The 19735-nt window shown below is 25.4% G+C and carries 21 protein-coding genes and 1 other annotated feature; of the genes, 10 read left to right on the plus strand and 11 right to left on the minus strand.

Annotated features, from left to right (window positions below; genetic code table 4):
- The first annotated feature begins 11 nt into the window (after positions 1–11).
- The 3 genes from UUR8_RS00965 (at position 12) to UUR8_RS00975 (ending at position 3184) form a co-directional block, all read left to right on the plus strand.
- Entirely contained in the window at positions 12–668 is a 657-nt protein-coding gene (locus UUR8_RS00965; RefSeq protein WP_004025927.1) for a phosphate signaling complex PhoU family protein, read from the plus strand.
- 158 nt (positions 669–826) lie between these two features.
- Complete coding sequence (locus UUR8_RS00970) at positions 827–1051, plus strand: heavy-metal-associated domain-containing protein (RefSeq protein WP_004026233.1); 225 nt, start codon at positions 827–829, stop codon at positions 1049–1051.
- Between the two features lie 3 nt (positions 1052–1054).
- Positions 1055–3184: a heavy metal translocating P-type ATPase gene (locus tag UUR8_RS00975; protein ID WP_004025609.1), complete on the plus strand. Its 2130-nt coding sequence runs from the start codon at positions 1055–1057 to the stop codon at positions 3182–3184.
- A 430-nt stretch (positions 3185–3614) separates the two neighbouring features.
- Here the strand turns inward: UUR8_RS00975 and UUR8_RS00980 are convergent, their stop codons facing one another.
- The 7 genes from UUR8_RS00980 to UUR8_RS01010 all read right to left on the minus strand — a co-directional run bounded on the left by UUR8_RS00980 (position 3615) and on the right by UUR8_RS01010 (position 10880).
- Positions 3615–5834, minus strand: a complete 2220-nt coding sequence (locus tag UUR8_RS00980) for a hypothetical protein (protein ID WP_004026046.1) — start codon at positions 5832–5834, stop codon at positions 3615–3617.
- Between the two features lie 269 nt (positions 5835–6103).
- Positions 6104–6373 carry a 30S ribosomal protein S15 gene (rpsO, locus tag UUR8_RS00985; RefSeq protein ID WP_004025791.1) on the minus strand — a complete coding sequence of 90 codons (270 nt, stop codon included), beginning with the start codon at positions 6371–6373 and terminating at the stop codon, positions 6104–6106.
- 111 nt (positions 6374–6484) lie between these two features.
- Entirely contained in the window at positions 6485–7195 is a 711-nt protein-coding gene (gene rnc / locus UUR8_RS00990) for a ribonuclease III (RefSeq protein ID WP_004025836.1), read from the minus strand.
- Positions 7185–8180, minus strand: a complete 996-nt coding sequence (plsX, locus tag UUR8_RS00995) for a phosphate acyltransferase PlsX (protein WP_004025547.1) — start codon at positions 8178–8180, stop codon at positions 7185–7187. Before plsX ends, rnc begins: the two co-directional genes overlap by 11 nt.
- Positions 8181–8184: 4 nt before the next feature.
- Positions 8185–9879: a DAK2 domain-containing protein gene (locus UUR8_RS01000; RefSeq protein ID WP_004025888.1), complete on the minus strand. Its 1695-nt coding sequence runs from the start codon at positions 9877–9879 to the stop codon at positions 8185–8187.
- 14 nt (positions 9880–9893) lie between these two features.
- A complete protein-coding gene (locus tag UUR8_RS01005; protein ID WP_004025749.1) occupies positions 9894–10160 on the minus strand; it encodes a hypothetical protein in 267 nt (88 codons plus the stop codon).
- 102 nt (positions 10161–10262) lie between these two features.
- Positions 10263–10880 (minus strand): Mbov_0400 family ICE element protein, encoded by a 618-nt coding sequence (locus tag UUR8_RS01010; RefSeq protein ID WP_004026109.1) that lies wholly within the window; start codon positions 10878–10880, stop codon positions 10263–10265.
- Positions 10881–11015: 135 nt separating this feature from the next.
- Between UUR8_RS01010 and rpmB the strand changes: the two genes are divergently transcribed.
- The gene (gene rpmB, locus UUR8_RS01015; RefSeq protein WP_004026215.1) at positions 11016–11210 is read left to right on the plus strand and encodes a 50S ribosomal protein L28; all 195 of its coding nucleotides are present in this window, start codon (positions 11016–11018) and stop codon (positions 11208–11210) included.
- A 243-nt stretch (positions 11211–11453) separates the two neighbouring features.
- Here the strand turns inward: rpmB and UUR8_RS01020 are convergent, their stop codons facing one another.
- The 4 genes from UUR8_RS01020 to rplU form a co-directional block, all read right to left on the minus strand.
- A complete protein-coding gene (locus UUR8_RS01020) occupies positions 11454–12146 on the minus strand; it encodes a hypothetical protein (protein WP_004025569.1) in 693 nt (230 codons plus the stop codon).
- Positions 12147–12256: 110 nt separating this feature from the next.
- Positions 12257–12559 (minus strand): 50S ribosomal protein L27, encoded by a 303-nt coding sequence (gene rpmA / locus UUR8_RS01025; protein WP_004025739.1) that lies wholly within the window; start codon positions 12557–12559, stop codon positions 12257–12259.
- 5 nt (positions 12560–12564) lie between these two features.
- On the minus strand, positions 12565–12873 hold the full coding sequence (locus tag UUR8_RS01030; protein ID WP_004026020.1) for a ribosomal-processing cysteine protease Prp: 309 nt from the start codon (positions 12871–12873) through the stop codon (positions 12565–12567).
- 5 nt (positions 12874–12878) lie between these two features.
- On the minus strand, positions 12879–13181 hold the full coding sequence (rplU, locus tag UUR8_RS01035) for a 50S ribosomal protein L21 (RefSeq protein ID WP_004025926.1): 303 nt from the start codon (positions 13179–13181) through the stop codon (positions 12879–12881).
- Positions 13182–13208: 27 nt separating this feature from the next.
- Positions 13209–13287 (minus strand) — a sequence feature (ribosomal protein L21 leader region).
- A 200-nt stretch (positions 13288–13487) separates the two neighbouring features.
- Here rplU and gmk point away from each other — a divergent pair.
- The 6 genes from gmk (at position 13488) to UUR8_RS01065 (ending at position 19592) form a co-directional block, all read left to right on the plus strand.
- On the plus strand, positions 13488–14060 hold the full coding sequence (gene gmk / locus UUR8_RS01040) for a guanylate kinase (protein WP_004026078.1): 573 nt from the start codon (positions 13488–13490) through the stop codon (positions 14058–14060).
- Positions 14044–15051, plus strand: coding sequence for a 23S rRNA (adenine(2503)-C(2))-methyltransferase RlmN (locus tag UUR8_RS01045; RefSeq protein WP_004026056.1), 1008 nt, complete (start codon positions 14044–14046; stop codon positions 15049–15051). The genes gmk and UUR8_RS01045 overlap by 17 nt, the downstream gene beginning before the upstream one ends.
- Before the next feature lie 3 nt (positions 15052–15054).
- Positions 15055–15798 (plus strand): PP2C family protein-serine/threonine phosphatase, encoded by a 744-nt coding sequence (locus UUR8_RS01050; RefSeq protein WP_004025590.1) that lies wholly within the window; start codon positions 15055–15057, stop codon positions 15796–15798.
- A gap of 4 nt (positions 15799–15802) precedes the next feature.
- On the plus strand, positions 15803–16963 hold the full coding sequence (locus UUR8_RS01055) for a serine/threonine-protein kinase (RefSeq protein ID WP_004025519.1): 1161 nt from the start codon (positions 15803–15805) through the stop codon (positions 16961–16963).
- Between the two features lie 2 nt (positions 16964–16965).
- Positions 16966–17871 (plus strand): ribosome small subunit-dependent GTPase A, encoded by a 906-nt coding sequence (gene rsgA, locus UUR8_RS01060; RefSeq protein ID WP_004025802.1) that lies wholly within the window; start codon positions 16966–16968, stop codon positions 17869–17871.
- Between the two features lie 197 nt (positions 17872–18068).
- Positions 18069–19592 (plus strand): ammonium transporter, encoded by a 1524-nt coding sequence (locus tag UUR8_RS01065; RefSeq protein ID WP_004026023.1) that lies wholly within the window; start codon positions 18069–18071, stop codon positions 19590–19592.
- Positions 19593–19735 lie beyond the last annotated feature (143 nt).

Below are 19735 nucleotides of genomic sequence, written 5' to 3' on the forward strand. Positions count from 1 at the left end.
GTGATATATTTATGGCTACTAATTATTTTTTAATGAAGGAATCACAATGTGATTTACTAAATGATTTTAAAAACTTTTTTCAAATGGTAATTGATAATCAAAAATTGATTTGTGATTTATTAAAAAACGATCAATCATCATATAAAGAAACATATGAAAAAGCTTGTTTTTTAGAAAAAAAAGTTAATACAACATACGCTGATATGTTAGAAGAAATTATGTGAATTATTCAACGTGACCAACCACGTGCTAGTTATTTACGTTTTTTTATTGCAGGAATTAATTCTATTAAAGATTTAGAAAGAATTTCTGATCACTCTGAAATTATTTGTGAATACTTTTTAGAAACTGAATTTGATGAAGAACAAAAAAATATTTTTTTAACTAGCTTTGAGATTTCTAATCAAATTCTTTCTGATTTATATGATTTTTTTGATAAAAATGAATTTAGTGTTAATACAATTGAACATATTAAAGATTTACGTTCTAAATCAATTATGAAAATCAATAAAAATTTAATTCAGTCCTTACATGATCAATCAAAACTATTAGATGAAAATTCAAATTATATTAAATTAATTTTAATGTATCGTCATATTGAACGAAATATTGAACATGGTATAAATATTGTGCAGAACTTTGGTAATGTGCACATTACCAGTCGTTAATAAATCATTAGCAAAAACTAGGTATTGACCTAGTTTTTTATTTATCTAAAAAATAAGTGTTCCAAAAATTTTACATAAAAAGTGAAAAAAATGGAACAAATTTATATTTTTGTGTTTTAATATTAGTGTACCAATTATTTTACTTGGAGGTTTTATTTATGACTTATATGCTATTAACATCTAGTGACTTACATTGCGGGTCATGTTCTTCAAATTTATATAATGTACTTGAAAAGATTGGCGCACAAAATATTAGTGTAAATATTTTAAATTCAGAATTTGCTTTTGAATTTGAAGAAAATAAAATTGCTGATCAAGATGTAATTAAAGAAATCAATAAAAATGGTTTCAAAACAAATATTTTAGAAAAATACACATACTAAAAAATGTTAAAAAATAATTTAATTAAAAAATTTCAATTACTACCTATTAATAAAAGAAGATATTTAATTTCTTTGATGAAAACATCAATAGCACTTCTAATTAGTATTCCTTTAATGGTTTTTGAAATGCTATTTATGTTCAAAAGTAATTTAATTTTAGGTCTTGATGGTTATTTTATATATGGATGAATTGTTTTTGCTTTAAGTATTTTCATTGTCTTTGGCTTAGGTTTTAGTTTTTTTAAAGGTGCTTTTTTTGAAGTTTTTAAATGAAAAAAACCTGGAATGTCTTTACTTGTTGTTATTTCAACATGTGTTGCTTTCATATATAGTACTTATAGTTTAATTTCTAACACAATTATTTATGAACCTAAACTACATGGTTTTTTTGAAACAGCTTGCATGATTATAGCAACAATGAGTGTTGGTCAATTAGTTAGTGATCGTATTAAACTAAAAGCAAATCAAGATTTACAATCTTTAAATGATTTACAAGTCAAAAAATATAATAGTTATGATTTGAACACAAAACAAGTTAGTGAAAAAGTTGTTTTTCAAGCTGAAATTAACGAATACGCACTTGTTAAAAAAGGTGAAATTGTTCCATTAGATGGCGTATTATATTCACAAATTGCTGAAGTTGATGAATCTTCATTAACTGGCGAAGCTCGTCCAATTCTAAAAACAATTAATAATGATATTATTGCTGGATCAATTAATGTTGGAGATAATTTTATTTTTAAAATTACTAAACTTTATAATGATTCAACAATTAAAAAAATTATTAATGGTGTTAATCAAATTGCTAGCAGCAAACCAAAAATTCAAGTTGTTGCTGATAAGATTTCATTATGATTTACTCCATTTATCTTATTAATGGCCATTTTAGCTTTTTTATTACAAGCTTTTGTGCCAAGTATTCAAGAGTTACCAATTGCTTTTTTAAATCTTCATGGATCTAATAATGATTCTAATTTATATGAAAAGGCAGCATATGTAGCAGTTTCTGTTCTAGTTATATCATGTCCATGTGCATTTGGTATTGCAGTTCCTTTAGCAGTTTTAATTGGCGCAGGGCATGGTGCTAAAAGTGGGATTACATTTAATAATAGTAATATTTTTGAAAAGATTAAAAAAGTTAATGCAATTGCTTTTGACAAAACAGGGACATTAACTTATGGAAAATTACAATTAAAACAAGTTATAGGAAATGATCAATTTTTAGATTTAATTTATCAAATGGAATCAATTTCTTTACATCCACTAGCTAAATCATTTGTAACTTATGCCATTATTAATAACATTTCTATGAGTACAAAATTAATTGATATTAAAGAGGTTGCAGGTGTGGGAATTATTGCTAAAGATATTGATGGTAATGTTTATGAATTAACATCAGAACATTATGCGAATGAAAATCAATTTGATTTTTCATTAATCAATCAAAAATCTTCTACTTCTACTAATTTATTAGCTTCAAATATTATTTTTAGTATTAACAAAAAGGTGCAATCAATTCTTGTTTTTGAAGATGAAATTCGTGCTGATGCTTATGAAACAATTAAGGTATTACATGAAAATAATATTGAAACTTATATGATTACTGGCGATAATACTAAAGTTGCTCAAAAAATTGCAAATGAATTAGGAATTAAACATTTTTATGCTCAAGTAAAACCAGAAGAAAAAGCTAAGATTATTAAAAAAATTCAAAATGATCAAAAAATAGTAATGTATGTTGGTGATGGTATTAATGATTTATTAGCTTTAAAACAAGCCAATGTTTCTATATCAATTGGTGAAACTAATAAAGCAACTAATGCAGTTGCTGATATTAGTTTAATCAAACCAGATATTTTAAATATTTACAAAGTAATTAAACTAACAAAAACTACTAAGATGTTTATTGTAAGTAGTTTACTATGAGCATTTGGTTATAATCTAATTTTCATTCCACTAGCATTAATTGGTATTATTCCACCATTTATTTCTGTTTTAATTATGACAACTAGTGATATTGCTGTCGTATTAAACTCATTAATTTTTAGATTATTAAAAATGCGTCTAGTTAATAAAAAGCAAATTCATAAACTTAATTTAAAAATTATCAATGAGGCTATGTTACATAAATAATTTTATTTATTTTTTAATTTACTAATTAAATAAAAAAACACTTGTTATATATTAAACAAGTGTTTTTGTTTTAATTAATTAATAAACTCATGCGAAAATGAAATAATAATGAATTTGGAGAACATTCCTTATAATAAGCGACAAATTATAAGGATAATAGGCATTTAGTTTAATAATTAATTTGCACTTCTTTTAAGAAAAGGACGAAATCTAAAAGAAACACACAATAAAATTATAAGGTCTTTTTGCATAATGATAGGGTTTTATATATCTTTTTGTACCAATTATTTTATATAAATAATTAATAAAAGAGATTTACCATAATTTTATTTAAAATTTACACAAATTTTTATAAATTATATAATAATTATTTTCATTGATATTTGGTTTGATAATAGATATACAACCTAAAATTATTTAGTTGTTAATACTATTTCATTGCATTTGTTTCAACTTTTAATTTTTTATTTCTAATATTATCGTTTAAATTAATATTTCATTCATTCAATTTTAACCCATATACTTGATAAGTTCCTTCTCTTAATTCGCTTAAATTAGCTGTCGCACTCATTTTATCTTTACTTAATACCAAATTAATAGACTCACTATGATAATTTCCATGTGGTCCTGATCTTAATAAATCTAATACTAGATCTTTTCGATCTTCATTTGTTAGTTTGACTGGAGCGTTAAATGTTAATTTGATTTTCCCTGTTTTCGCTTTTGTATTGACTTCAATAAATTCAATATTACTTACAATTGCTTCGTCAGGCTTAGGTATCATGTTAAATTCTTCGTCAAGATCTAAATATTCAATTTTGTCATTATTTCCATTTTCATTTTTAATATTAATAGATTTAACAATTTCTGAAGAGATTTTAGTAATTTGTTGTTTAAGTATCTTATATTTTTCTAATAATTGTTCTTCTTCTTTTGACAGTTTCAATTCTTTATTTTGCAATTTATTCTCTTGTATTTTTTTAACTTTAGAATAATTAAATGGGTATATTGCATCATTTAATTGAATGCCTGAGTTTATATTTAGTAATTTATCAAAAAAATACATAAATCTATAATTGAATGCAACAGTCATTAAATAATAATTTTTATCTTTAAATCTTTGGTTTAAATACAATTGTGGTGATTTTTCTAATTGAGATTTTCTTATTTCAATTATTTCTATATTGTTTCGTATTTCTTCTAGATTATTTTTATATTGATCTAATGAAATTTTTGATTTATCAAGGTTTGTAAATATCAACTTTAATACAATAGGATCATTATAGTCGATACTTTTTGATCCATCATCATAATATTCTTGATATTTTATTTCCCTAAAACCATTTTTAATGTTATAACCCATTTCTAGTTCAAATTCACCAATAAACGAATTAGGTTCATTGTTATTGGTATTTTTAAAATCAATATATTTAAAGGCAATTTTGTTTTCGATTATTTTTTTAGTAAAAATATTGTGTTTTGCACAATAGTCATAAATTGCATCTTTTAATTGAATTACAAAAGATTTAATTTTGTCTTTATTAATGTGTTTTGAATTGATTAATATACAATATTGTTTTAATAAATCAAGACCTTTTTCCATTAATTTTTCATCTTTATCTTTATCTTCAATTAAAATCAATATATAAGATATTAAATGATTAAATTTAAGTTTTAATACATGTTCCTCTTCATTTTTATCAATAGTACCAATAAAATCATCTAATTTTGAAATATATCTTCCACTTGAGTAATTATCATTAATTGAATTTTCCAATTTATTTTTTAAACCACTTAACCTTAGATATCTAAAGCTATGGTTTAAATAATATCTAATATCATCAAGAGTTATAAAATCAGGATTTTTAATACCATCAATTATATCTTTTTTAATTATTAAAGAATTAATTTCTTCTTCCAATGATGATTTTATTTTTAAATCACTACTTTTAATACTATTCACATTAGCTTCAGTATTGTTTAATGATAGTTTTGTTACATTATAAACATCTGTTGCAAATTCAACAAGATTTTCAGTAGTGGCTTTTAGTTTATCATCACTTAACACTAAATCTACTACTTTAGTTTGTTGAGTGCCTTTTTTGTTTAAAGTTAATTTAAGTGATGCTTGCGCTTTGTTTTCTAAAACAATTGGTTGAGCAAATGTTAGTTTAATTTTAGCTTTTTTTGCTTGTACATCTTGATCAACTAATGCAACACTACTTACAACATCAATTTTTAAATCACTACTTTTAATACTATTCACATTAGCTTCAGTATTGTTTAATGATAGTTTTGTTACATTATAAACATCTGTTGCAAATTCAACAAGATTTTCAGTAGTGGCTTTTAGTTTATCATCACTTAACACTAAATCTACTACTTTAGTTTGTTGAGTGCCTTTTTTGTTTAAAGTTAATTTAAGTGATGCTTGCGCTTTGTTTTCTAAAACAATTGGTTGAGCAAATGTTAGTTTAATTTTAGCTTTTTTTGCTTGTACATCTTGATCAACTAATGCAACATTTTCTACGATTATTTTATCATTTAAATTTATTTCCTTTTTACATCCTGTTAGTGCCGACATAAATATGCCACCAACTAATATCGATGACATTGCCACCAACATTCATTTTTTATAATTTTTTTTCATATTTATTTCTCATTATTAAAATATTTTTATTTATTAATTTAAATTGTCTTGCATTCTCATTATATATATATGAAAAAGCAAGACTGCATTAGAAAAATAATTTTTTAATCATTTTAATTGTAGAAATAATGGAATAATTGAATTTTTTAAAAAGGCTTTTCATTCTAAGAAATGTTAATTATTAAAAATAAAAAATGGCCATTTGATAATAGCCATTTTTAATTAAATTGCAATAAAGTTTTCAATATTTTATATAAGAATTATATTAATTATCCTCTTAAGTTTAATTCTTTAATTAAAGCACGATAACGTTCAATATCAACACGTTGTAAGTATGATAATAATTTTTTACGTTGAGCTACTTTTTTGTATAAACCACGTTTTGAAGCTTTATCTTTTTTATTTTCAATCATATGTGTTGTTAATGAATCAATTTCAGCACTTAAGATTGCTACTTGAACTTCTGTTTTTCCTGTATTTGATGCAGAACCACCAAATTTAACTGTTAAATCATGTTTTTGTTGTTTGCTTACTGCCATGATAATCTCCTTGAATTTGTATATTTTTTTAATCTATTCCTAACTTAGTTTAATTTCGAAGATTTTAAATCAAACTATGCAAGAAATCAATATCTAATAATTTTAACATAATTATGCTTTTTTTGTATAATCATCAAGTTTTAAAATTGCATTTTTAGCTGCTAAAATTTCTGCTTCTTTTCGCGTTGATGCTATTCCAATTCCATAAATTAAATCATTTCAAACTAAATGGACTTCTTTTTTATCGCCTTCATTACGTACTAATTTATACATAATAGGTTTTTTATTAATACGTTGGGCTTGTTCTTGAAAAATCGTTTTATAATCTTTTTGATAATTAATTTGACCTTCTCTAAAATATTTAATTAAAGTTTTTTCAAGAATTAATGAAACTTTTTTAATACCTTGATCTTGAGCTACAGCACCTATAAATGCTTCAAAAATATCTTCATAGATTTTTTCCATACGAGCCGATTGGTCTTGTTCTAAACCAACACCAATCATTAAAAAATCAGTTAATCCTAAATCTTTAGCAGCATATGATAAAATCTCGCTTCGTACCATATTAGAACGCGCTCGAGTCATTTCACCTTCATCTAAAGAACGCATTTTTTCATTATCTTTAATTTTGTAGTTAAAAATAAAATTGCTAATTACCCATTCAACACAAGCATCACCTAAAAATTCTAAACGTTGATAGTTTTTAGTAAGTTTATGCTCGTTTGCATAAGATTTATGTGTTAATGCTTCAAGATAAATAGATAAATTTTTTGGTTCAATTCTATTTTGTTTTAAAAAATCTAAAAATTTTTTATTGTCCATAATAATTATTTAAATCTTTTTTAATTTCATTTAAAACATCTGCTTTAATTGTTTCATACAAAATTTTTAAAGCACTCATAAATTGTTGATAATCAGCACTACCATGCGTTTTAACTAAAATGCCATCTAATCCTAAAACAAAAGCTCCAGCATGTTCTTTATAATCAAATGCTTTTTTCATTTTTTTAAAAATTGGTTTTGATAATAAAGCAGCGAAAAGGTTTTTTGGTTTTTTATATTCATTTTTTAAAAAATTAGAAATTGTTTTACCAACACCTTCCATTGTTTTTAAAGCAATGTTTCCACTAAAACCATCAGCAACTAAAACATCAACTTCTCGTTCTAAAATTGTTTTTGGTTCTACAAAACCCACATAATTTAAGTTTGATGTTTTTAATAATTCATTAGCTTCTTGATGATATGGTAAACCTTTATGATCTTCAGTACCAATATTTAAAACACCAACACGAGGATTTGGAGTACGCATTTTAGCAATTGTATTAGCCATGATTGCAAAATTAAATAGATCTCTACCATCAAGATCAATTGATGCACCCACATCTAATAAATTTGTAACACCACCATCAATTGTTGGGACAAAAGGCATAAAAGCAGGTTTTTTAATATGTTCTAATAATCCGATTGTAGCATAAGCATTATAAACAAAAACAGCAGAATTTCCAGCTGTTAGCATTCCATTGGCTTGTTTATCTTTTAAATATCTTAAAGCTAAATGCATTGATGAATTTTGTTTTTTACGAGCTGATAAAATAGTGTCATTTTGTTCAATACTTACTTCAGTATGTACAATAGGGAATAAACGTCAATCATTATCTAATAACGGCTTAATTAATTGTTCATTTCCTACTAAGATAATTTCTAAATCATCTTCATGTTGATAATAAAAATCTTTAGCAGCTTTAATCACATGTTCTAAAGTATTCTCATAACCCATTGTATCTAATAAAATTTTAATTTTTTTCATAATATTATTGAATTCCTATGTAGTAATGATATAAACTTTGACCAGTATATCTTAGATCACAAATAATTCCATATTTTTCTGAAATGTATTTTTCAATTTGGTGAACATCAGTTTGCGAGGCGTTAATACCATAGTATATATAACAAATTTCTGGTTTTTTTAAACTTTCAATTAACATTTCAATTGTTGTTAATAAAGCTTCATAAGCTGTTTTTTTAGAAGCAACAATTTTTTTATTAATAATACCAATATAATCATCTTTATTAACAGTAATATGTGGATATTTTACATCTTTAATTGAAGTGCTAATTACTCCACTACGAGCTTTTTTAACTATTTTATTCATTGTTTTAAAATTAGTACGATAATCATTTTGTTGTTCAAAATGCGAAATTGCTAAAAGTGCTTCAAAAACGTTATAAGCACCAATTACAGAAACTAAAACATTATTTTCAGCGGCAATTTTTGAAGCTTGTTCAGCTGCTAAAACAATATTTGAATCATCAGTAACAATAAAAACTTGTGCAGCATTAGTTGTGTTAATTTCATCGACAAAACGTTGAATTGATGGGGCACCTTCTGTTTCAGTGACTATAACATTTTCAATGCCATGTTCTTCAATAAACATCTTTTTAAATTTTTCAGATGGAACTGTTGCAATAATTTTTTGTTCCATATTTAAAGTTGCTTTGTTTTCTTTTTTAGTACTTAATCCCTTACGTTCTAAATTTTCATAAAATTGATTTGTCATATTATCAATTTTAACTTTATCAAACTCACCATATTTTTGTGATATTTGTAAAAATTTATATGGTGTTAGAGTATGTAAATGAACTTTAACAAGATCTTCATCTTGAATAGCAACAATACTATCACCAATTTTGGCCAATTCAGCTTTATATTTTTCAAGTTCAAAAAAACTTTTGTTTGCTGAATTAGGTACAATTTTTTTCTTTAATGATAAGATGATTTCACTACAATAACCAAAACCTTCTTCTTTTTCTTTATGAACAACTTCAAGATCAAGTGGTTTTGTTTTTGATTTAATGTTTTCTTCTTCGTTTTTAATAATTAATTTTTCATCAAAAATGTTTGTTAGACTTTGGTACATTCCTTTTAAAAAGCTAACTAAACCATATCCACCAGAGTCAACAACATTAGCTTCTTTTAGAGAAGGCAACATTTCTGGTGTTTTTTCTAAAATGATTTCTGCTTCTTTTGTAGCAAATGCGAATAAATCTTCAACACTATCAAAATTATCATATTCGTTAATTCGTTCTTTAACAACACGAATAACTGTTAAAATTGTTCCTTCAATTGGAGTTGAAACACTTGCATAAGCTTTATCTTTTGCACTATTAAAAGCTTGTTTTAATTGATCTATATTAACTTCATCACTATCGTTATTTAAAGCATCCATGAACCCACGAAAAATTTGACTTAAAATAACACCAGAGTTACCTCTGGCGTTCATTAATAGACCGCGACTAAAAATTTTAGCAAGTTGGGAAAAATTAGTGATTTCTGCTTCTTTAATAGCAACAATTGCTCCTGCTGTAGTTGTTTTCATATTTGAACCAGTATCACCATCTGGAACAGGAAAGACATTTAAATCGTTAATATATTGGCACTCAATTTCTAATATTTTCGCACCAGCGTATAACATTTTTTGAAAAAGATCTAACTTAATTGTTTTCATATCACACTTCCATTTTAACAATTTATAATGATGTTAATAACCACACTATCATCATTTAGCTGTTTTGATAATTCATAATACACTAAATTACGTGCTTCATTTGCCACACTTAAAACATTAACAACATCTTCATGCAAACTAATTTTAATTACAAAACGATTTTGATTAAAATCAGATAATTTGTCGCTTATGTCAACACTAAAAATTCCAGGAACTTTTAAAATAGAGGATGTAATTAAACTTTTAACAAGTTGACTATCAAATTTAGTTTTTTTTAACATACCCCGCTCCCATACTTTAATTTTTATATTTATAGTTTCAAAAGTTATATTATATTATAAAATGATTATTTATGTTTTTAGACAAACAAAACAAATATAAACTTAATATTTCTTTAAATTTGTTAAATGTTTTTTAACCTTTGTTGTTTTTGATAATTTTTGCAAAGTTTCTAATTTCTCAAATGCTAAATTAATAACATCTTCATAATTAACTCTTGTAGCTGAATTTAAATAAAATTTTTTTAAAACATTTTTGTTAGCAAAAAGCAATGCACTATGGTATTTTTGATCTTGTTTTTTAAAAATTTCAAATAATAAAATTTGTGGTTTTTGAGTGTTAATTAGTTTTTTAATTGGTATATAGATTAACTTATCTCACAATTCTTTTTTAAAGTCATTTTTTGTTAAAACAAAATTTAATTGATTATTTGTATATTTAGTTAAATTAGTTTTTTTAGTAATGTAAATTTGAAATAAATTAATATAAATATCTTTGTAAAGAAAATCTTCTTTTGATAAATCATTTTTATTGACTAAAATTTCATCTCAATTTTTTCAGCGACGCATTTGTGATGGTAAATAAGCATTTTGGCCAGCTAAATAATAAACATAATTGTTATTTTCAAATAAAATAATGGGAAATGCGTCAATCATGTTTTCAAAAGGATCGCTAACGATATAGTTTGCGCTACTATTTTTTATTAAAATTTCTTTATACATATTTTTATCTCATAAAATTCGTCTTATATTTATAAAAAATTTTGTTATATTACTATAAATATTTTATAATATTAAGATTAATCAAACATAAATTAAATATTTAAATAATTTTAACACGTGGAGGTGTTTAAAAAGATGGCAAAAAGAGATCAATTAACAGGAAAAGGTCCTTTAAGTGGTAATACACGTTCACATGCTATGAATCATTCAAAGCGTCGTTGAAATGTTAATTTACAAAAAGCAACTATTAAAACAGAAAATGGTAGCCAACGTGTATTAGTTTCAGCTAAAACACTAAAAACACTTAAAAAACATAATTTATTAGCTTAGTAAATTAAATTGTTAATAGTAAAAAAGATGTGTAATCAATTATTGATCGCACATCTTTTTATTTGCTTATTTATTAACTAAACCTATTAATTAAAGTCCACTTAATTAAAACGTAATGCTCATAAATAAGTTTTTATAATTCACATTAAATATTTAACAACCGTTTTTAATTATTAAATTTATTTTAATGCGAACTATATATTATAAATATAACAAAATTAAATGGTAATTATAAAATTAAATCTATCAAACTCTTTGTTGAATAATAGCATTGGGAATGTTTATAAATACCAATACGAAATAAGCTAAAGCACTTAAAATATTAACAAAAGCATATAGTCCAATTAATGGTTTTGCAAATTGTGTTAAATTAGTATTTGCGTATTTAAGATCTTTTAGAAAAGCAATTTTATAAAAAACACTAATTTGATCATTTAAGACGAAGGGATTACGTCTTAGTAGATCAAATTGTTGATTATCTAATTTATAACCAAAACCAACAGTTAATCCACTAACTAATAAAATTGTTGCACACAACATAATAATTCAAGGAATTACTACTATCTTTTTTGCTTTAAATTGACCTATTAATGTATTTATCAATAAAAGAGTATAAAAAAGTAATGTTAACGTTGTAGCTGCAATAGCTTGTTTTGTAATGTGGATATTACTTACACTAATTGTGTCTGCACTACTTGTATATGGAGTGCCACCAACTAAATAATAAAAACCACCAAACAGTTTTTGTTCATAAAAATTACTATTTACTATAAGTGCTGCATTATACTTAGGAACATCAATTGTTAATGCAAACATTCATAAAGCAAAAGCAATAAAAAAAATAGCAATTAATGGCGTAATTCATTGGCCATGATTTGAAACTTTTCAACCTTGACGACTAAAAAAATATTTTAAATGTTTATATTCTTGTTTCATTTTTTATTCCTAACAAATTTTAATCCTGATAAATTTTATCATTAATTAAACTTTGCACAAAACTAAAAAGAAAATAGTAATAAAAAAAGAGGCACGATGTCCTCTTTTAATTATTTATTATCTTCTTTTGGAAGAACACTAACTTTTGTTTTGTCTCCCATGAATTTAGTGTATTTTACCACACCTGCAGTTTTTGCAAATAAAGTGTGATCTTTACCTTGTCCAACATTTAAACCAGGGTAGATTTTATTACCCCTTTGACGATAAATAATTTGACCAGCTTTAGTAGATTGTCCATCACCAAGTTTTGCACCTAAATATTTAGGATTTGAGTCACGACCATTTTTAGATGAACCTACCCCTTTTTTAGAAGCAAAAAGTTGTAGATCAGTTAATCAGTATAATTTATTCATTGTAATTATAAACCTCTTTTATATTGTTGTTTATATTCGTGTAATTCAATATAAGATTGATATTTAAAATAAATTGCTTTTAATTGGATTATGATTAATTCTAGATATTGACGATATAATTGATTGTTATCATCAATAATTATTAATATAAACCCTTGCTCAACCTTAATTGTTGTTTTTTGTTGATCAAATCAATTAAGTGCACCCATAATAATAGCACTCACTCCAGCGCATACTATATCTTTGCCATGTTCATCAAAATTTGCATGGCCTTTTACTAGTAAAGCGTTTGGATAATGATTTATTTTAATCATAAAAACTATTTAACACTAATTGAATCAATAACTAATTGTGTATATGGTTGTCGATGACCTTGACGTTTTAAATGGTGTTTTTTAGATTTGAACTTAATAATGTTAATTTTCTTTTGTTTTCCTTGTTTTAACACAGTTGCATTAACTACAGCATTTTTTACAAAAGGAGTACCAACACTACCTTCTACCATAATAACTTGATCAAATGAAATTTTACTACCAACTTCTAAATCTAGTTTTTCAACATAGATTTTTTCGCCTTGTTGAACTTTGTATTGTTTTCCGCCTGTTTGAAAAATAGCAAACATTACAAACTTCTCCTTAGAATTGATATCTTATCAACTTAGACTCACCAATAAGGTATAAATTTTAAAAATTTATTTAGAAACCTTTTTTGAGTGGTTGAAGCTGCATACGTTAGTTGAAATCATACACAGCTTAAACATTATAACATAATTAGATAAGTAAATATTGTTTATTTAGATGTATACCTTTTTAATATAATATAAAATAACTTATAAATAAATATGACAACTTATAAACTATTAGTGATTTTAAATGTTATATAAAAAGCATTAAAATCAATCAAACACAAAAAAAGAGGGATTTAATTTATGAAACGGGGAAAATTAATTGTTTTTAGTGGACCTAGTGGTGTAGGCAAACACACAATTTTATCAAAAATTATTGATCGTAAAGAATTAAATTTAGCATATAGCGTTTCAATGACGACAAGAAAAAAACGTGAAGGCGAAATCAATGGCGTTGATTATTATTTTGTTAATGATGAAGAGTTTAAAAAAGCTATATCTAATAACGAATTAATTGAATGAGCCGAATTTGTTGGAAATAAATATGGAACACCACGATTTGTTGTGGAAAAATTAAGGAATGAAGGTAAAAATGTAATTTTAGAAATTGAAGTTGTTGGTGCACTTCAGGTTTTAGAATTATTTAAAAATGACGATTTAATCTCTATTTTTTTATTACCACCTAGTCTTGATGAATTAAAAAATCGATTACTAAAAAGAAATACTGAAACTTTAGAAACAATTGAAAAACGAATTCAAAAAGCTAGTCATGAACTATCAATCAAAGATCATTATAAATACAACATTATTAATGATAATCCAGATCATGCAGCCGACCAGTTAGCGGAGATTATTTTAGATGAAATTAAACGATAATAGTTTAAAACAAATTTATTCACTATCTTTAAATGAACTTAAAGAAGAATTATTAAAATTAAATTTAAAACCATTCATTAGCAAACAAATTTATTCTTGAATTTATCAAAAACGAATTTTTGATTTTGATAAATTTTCTAATATTTCTAAAAGTAATCAAAGCATTTTAAAAGAAAATTTTGATAATAATTTATTAACAATTAATGAATATCAATCAAATTCTGATGGTTCAATTAAATTTAAATTATTAACAACTATTAATTTAATTATTAATTGTATGATCATTAAATTTGAAAATGGCTTTTTAATTAAGATAAATCCTTTTGGGATTAATGATAAAAAAGAAATTATTAATTTATCAACTAATGAATTAGTATTACAAACTTTATTAGTGCAACAATTTTTAGATCAACATAAATTGGGCAAAATTACTAATGTTATTGTAAAAGGATCACAAGATAGTTTATTAAACATGGAAGCAGTATCAAATTTTATTAATATCATTAATGATGAAAATGGTTTAAATATTGGTAAAAGAAAAATTGTGGTTTGAACAAGTGGTGTGGATGTTGATTTAATTAAATGAGGACAATTACAAAATCAAATTGAATTAATTATTAGTCTAAATGCTTCAAACTCACAAGTTTATAAAAAACTAATGTTAAATAAAACAAATCAAAATTGATCTTTTATTAAACTAATTGAGCAAATTAAAACATATACAGAAATGACTAATAATCGAGTTGTATTAGAATATTTATTGATTGATAAAATTAATGATAATTTGGATTATGCTAATGAATTAGTAGAATTATTAAAAAACATCTTATGCTATGTGCTTTTAATTCCTTATAATTTGAACCATAAAACTAGTGATAATTTAGAAGAATTTTTTAACATTTTATCGATCAATAAAATACGAATTAGTAAACGTGTGCGTAAAAGTAATGACTTAGACATTAGTTTCACACAATTAAAAATTAAGGAGTAAGAAATGAATTTTGGGTTTATTAGTGATATTGGCTCACAGCGTAAACATAACGATGATTGTGCCTTAGTGATTCAAAATGAACATCAACAAACTTTATTAATTGTTTGTGATGGTTTAGGGGGATATAAAGGTGGCGCTGCAGCTAGTCATATTACATTAGAAACAATTAAAGATAATTTTTTAGCTACGAATTTTAATGAATATGATGAACAACAAATTCGTAAGTGATATATTAAAGTTATTAAATTAGCTCAAATTGAAATTGATCGTGCTGTATTGTTAGATAAAGATGTTTATAATATGGGAACAACAGTTGTTGCATCTATTATTATTAATGATTTTGTATACACTTTAAATATTGGCGATTCACGTGCTTATTTATTATCGAATAATCAATCTTCTCAAATTAGTCGTGACCATAATTTATTACAAGTTTTACATGAACGAAAAGTTGGCCCTGAAGTTTATGAAAAACACGAAAAAAATTTATTTTCATTAACACAGTTTGTAGGACGGACAAGTAATGTTGTTTTAAGTTATGATTTATTTGTTACTAAACTACATCATAATGAAATTATTGTTTTAACATCTGATGGATTTCATAATTATTTTGAACTAAATGATTTATATGATAAATTAATAGTAACCAACCAACAAACAAATAACCAAATTTTACAACAACTAATAAATCAAGCCATTGATAATGGTAGTAATGATAATTTATCCTTAGCTTTTTTAATTTTTTAATTCTATGCGCGAACAAATACAAACTAATTCAATTCTTAACCATAAATATAAAGTTGTTAAACACCTAGCTGATGGTGGTTTTAGCAAAGTTTATTTATGTTGTTTTTTATCTGATGAAACTAAATTTATTGTTGTTAAAGTTTTAGATATTGGTGATGAAAAACAACAAATGGTTGTTTATGATGAATTACGAATTTCAAATTTAATTAAGAATTCAAACTCTGATAAAAGAAGTTATATCATGGAATATTATGAATATTTCGAAAGTGGTTCATTAGAAACTGATGATAAACGAATTTACATTGTTTTTGAATATATTGATGGTTTAACATTGCGTGAATATCTTGATGAATTTAAAACAGTTACTTATGTTAAAGCTGTTGAAATTATTCGTCAGGTTGCTTTAGGTGTGAGTTTTTTTCATAGCTGTAATCCCCAAATCATTCATCGTGATTTAAAACCAGAAAATTGTATGATTAACAAAACGTTATCAAAAATTAAAATTATTGATTATGGGGCTGCATCAGTTTTTTATAATCGTGAAGATTTAACAAAAGACCAAGAAATTAAATGTACGATTATTTATGCTTCGCCTAAATTATTAAGTCTTGGTCAAAAAGTTAAAGAACAAGCAAGTAAAGGATTAAATAAGAACGCTTTAAGTTTAATTAATGATGCTTTAGGTGTTAATTATGACATTCATTCTTTAGGGGTTATGTTATATGAATTAATTACTGGAACTAATCCATTTAGTGAACATACTATTAAAGATGATCGTGATTATTTAGAAAAATGAACGACATATGATGTTGAACCATTATCGTCAATTAATAAAACAATTCCAAAAGGAATTGACAATATTTTAATACGTTGTTTTGCTTGAAAAAAAGAGGACAATAAACTTTTATACAAAGATATTTACACTTTAATCGATGATTTAAATAATGTTATGGATCCTGAATCAAGTCTTAATCAAGACTATATTAAGCCATTGAATAAATTGCGAATTTATCGTAAGAATGTCGCAGGCTTGTATGAAATTAAAGGAAAAGATCGAAAATGATATTTACAAAAATGATTTATCATTCTCGTTGGTTGCTTATCAATCATTTTAATTATTTTATTAATTATTATTTTATCTTTTAAAAAAAGTGGAGCCATTTAGTTATGCGTGCCAAAATTACTTCAGTTATTGTTAATAATTTTTATGTATATATTTATGACTTAAAAATTGAAACAAAAGCCATTCCTAAGGGCATTTTTAAACACGATAGTCATGAACTAAAACCAATGGTTGGGGATGATATTGAAGTTGAATTAGTTGATGGTGTTTATTTGATTGTGAAAATTTATGATCGTTATAATCAATTAATTCGTCCCAAAGTGGCTAATGTTGATATTGTTTTAGTGGTAGCATCTATTGTTCAACCCGATTTAAATACATTAACATTAAATAAATATTTAGCTTTTTATGAAGCACGAAATGTTAAAAATGTAGCAATTGGGTTAAGTAAGTATGATTTAGCAAGCGATTCATTAAAACAAAAAGTAGATCAGTTAATTCTAGATTATCAAAGAAATAATTACAAAGTTTTTGTGTTAACAAACGAACATGACATTTCATTATTGAAAAAATTCATTAAAAAGCACACGTTATGTTTAGCTGGTAATTCGGGTGTAGGTAAATCGACTTTAATTAATAAATTAGATCCAAGCATTAAACAACGTACACAAGAAATATCACAATTTTTAAATCGTGGAAAACACACAACAACAAGCACTAAATTAATTAGTTTTGCTAATGGTTTTTTAGTTGATACTCCTGGGTTTGGTAATTTAGAAGTTAATTTAACTAAAAATGAAATGGCAAACGCATTTAGTGATTTTGCAAACTATGCTCGTTTTTGTAAATTTTCAAACTGCTTACATATTGATGAACCACATTGTGCTATTAAAAAAGCAGTTAATGATGATCAAATTGTTAATTGACGATATGATGATTATTTAAAAATAATGAAAAAATTACCTAATGACGTTTTAGAAATTAAAACACGGAATCAAAATAAAAAATAAGTACACCAATAATAATTGATAAAAGCCTATAATATTTGAATAAAAATCAAAACGAACAACTATAGTTTATTAAAAAAACAATTTTTATGATTAACTTATAGTTGTCTTTTATTTTTTTAGTACTATAATAGTAATATGTACTTAAAAATCATTATTTTGTATTTGAAGTATAAAAAAATAAATAAGAGGTGAAAATTGTGTCAACGATTACAACTACATCTTGAGGAATAGATCCAAATATTTATTTCTCAAAGCATGAGTTAACATGAGTGCCAGCAACAGCTGATGCTAACACATTAGCATTAGCACATTTCAACCCAACTAGCACTTTATTAGTTGCATTAGCAATTGCCTTTGTCTTATTGATGACTCCTGGTCTAGCATTATTTTATGGTGGACTAACACGTCGAAAATCTACACTAACTATTATTAATCAATGTGTAGCTTCACTTGGGGTCACAACACTAATTTGAATTTTTGGAGGGTTCTCGCTTGCTTTTGGACCTTCTGTTGGTAAAGGAATAATTGGTGACATTTCAACTTATTTTGCATTTAGAAACTTATTATTTGCAGATGGTTGAAGTGGAGATGCAGGAATTGTTTTTGCAAACTTTACAAATGGGGTACCATTAATTTTATTCTTTGCTTACCAATTAGCGTTTGCAATTATTACACCACCTTTAATGGTTGGTGCGTTCGCAGATCGAATGAAATTTAAAAATTATCTAGTATTCTTAGTACTATGACAATATCTAATTTACATTCCTTTTGCACATTGAATTTGAGGTCAAGGATTCTTAGCAGCTGCTGGGGTAATTGACTTTGCTGGTGGTATTGTAATTCATACATCTGCTGGTTTTGGGGCATTAGCTGCTTCATTAGTATTAGGTAAACGTGTGTTACTTAAAAATGATAAGAGTCGTCCAAACAACATTCCAATGACAATTCTTGGAGCAACATTATTGTTCTTTGGTTGATTTGGATTCAATGTTGGTGGATCAGGATTTGTAAGTGGTGGAAATGCTGCTGTTTGATCACTTGCAACAAGCGCTTGAATTAGTACAATTATTGCTTTAGCAATTGGAATGATTGGTTGAGCAATTCTTGAAACAATCTTTAATAAAAATCATAAACCCACAGGTGTTGGTTTAGTAACGGGGGCAATTGCTGGATTAGCAACAATTACTCCAGCAGCAGGTTATGTTCCAATTTGAGCTTCTGTTCCAATTGGAGTTGCTGCAGTATTAGTTTGCTACGCTAGTGCTAAGACACTACATCATTTCCATAAGATTGACGATACTTTAGAAGTATGAGGTGTCCATGGAATGGGTGGTGTTACAGGTTCATTATTAATTGGAGCATTTGCATCTAAATCTGTAAACCCTTCAATTATGTATGAAGCAATTGGACCAGAAACAACAGGTATTTTATTCGGTGTCCAATTAGGTGCTATGTTGTTAGCTGCTGTTTATGCATTTGTGTTTACTATTTTATTAGTATACATTACACGTCCAAGATTATCAGCTCGTCAACAATTAGGTCATATTGACTACATCAACCATGGCGAAGACGCATATGCATTTGATATTGAAATTCCATCTGAAAAGGAAATGGAACAATACGAATTAGCTGATAGTTCATGACATTCATCAACTGGCGTTAAACATCCATTAGTTAAAAAAGCAAATCTGCAAGCTAGTGAATCAACAAGTAGTCATTAATTATTTAAAAAAACTAAAGCCAAAAACACTTTAGTTTTTTATTCAATTAATACAAAAAATGAAGATTTTATGTATTAACGTAATATAATAGTAGAGATATACTTTTGTATGATGAATTTGTATGCGAAATTATATTTATAAAT

The sequence above is a fragment of the Ureaplasma urealyticum serovar 8 str. ATCC 27618 genome (assembly GCF_000169535.1).
Taxonomy (GTDB): Bacteria; Bacillota_I; Bacilli_A; order Mycoplasmatales; family Mycoplasmoidaceae; genus Ureaplasma; species Ureaplasma urealyticum.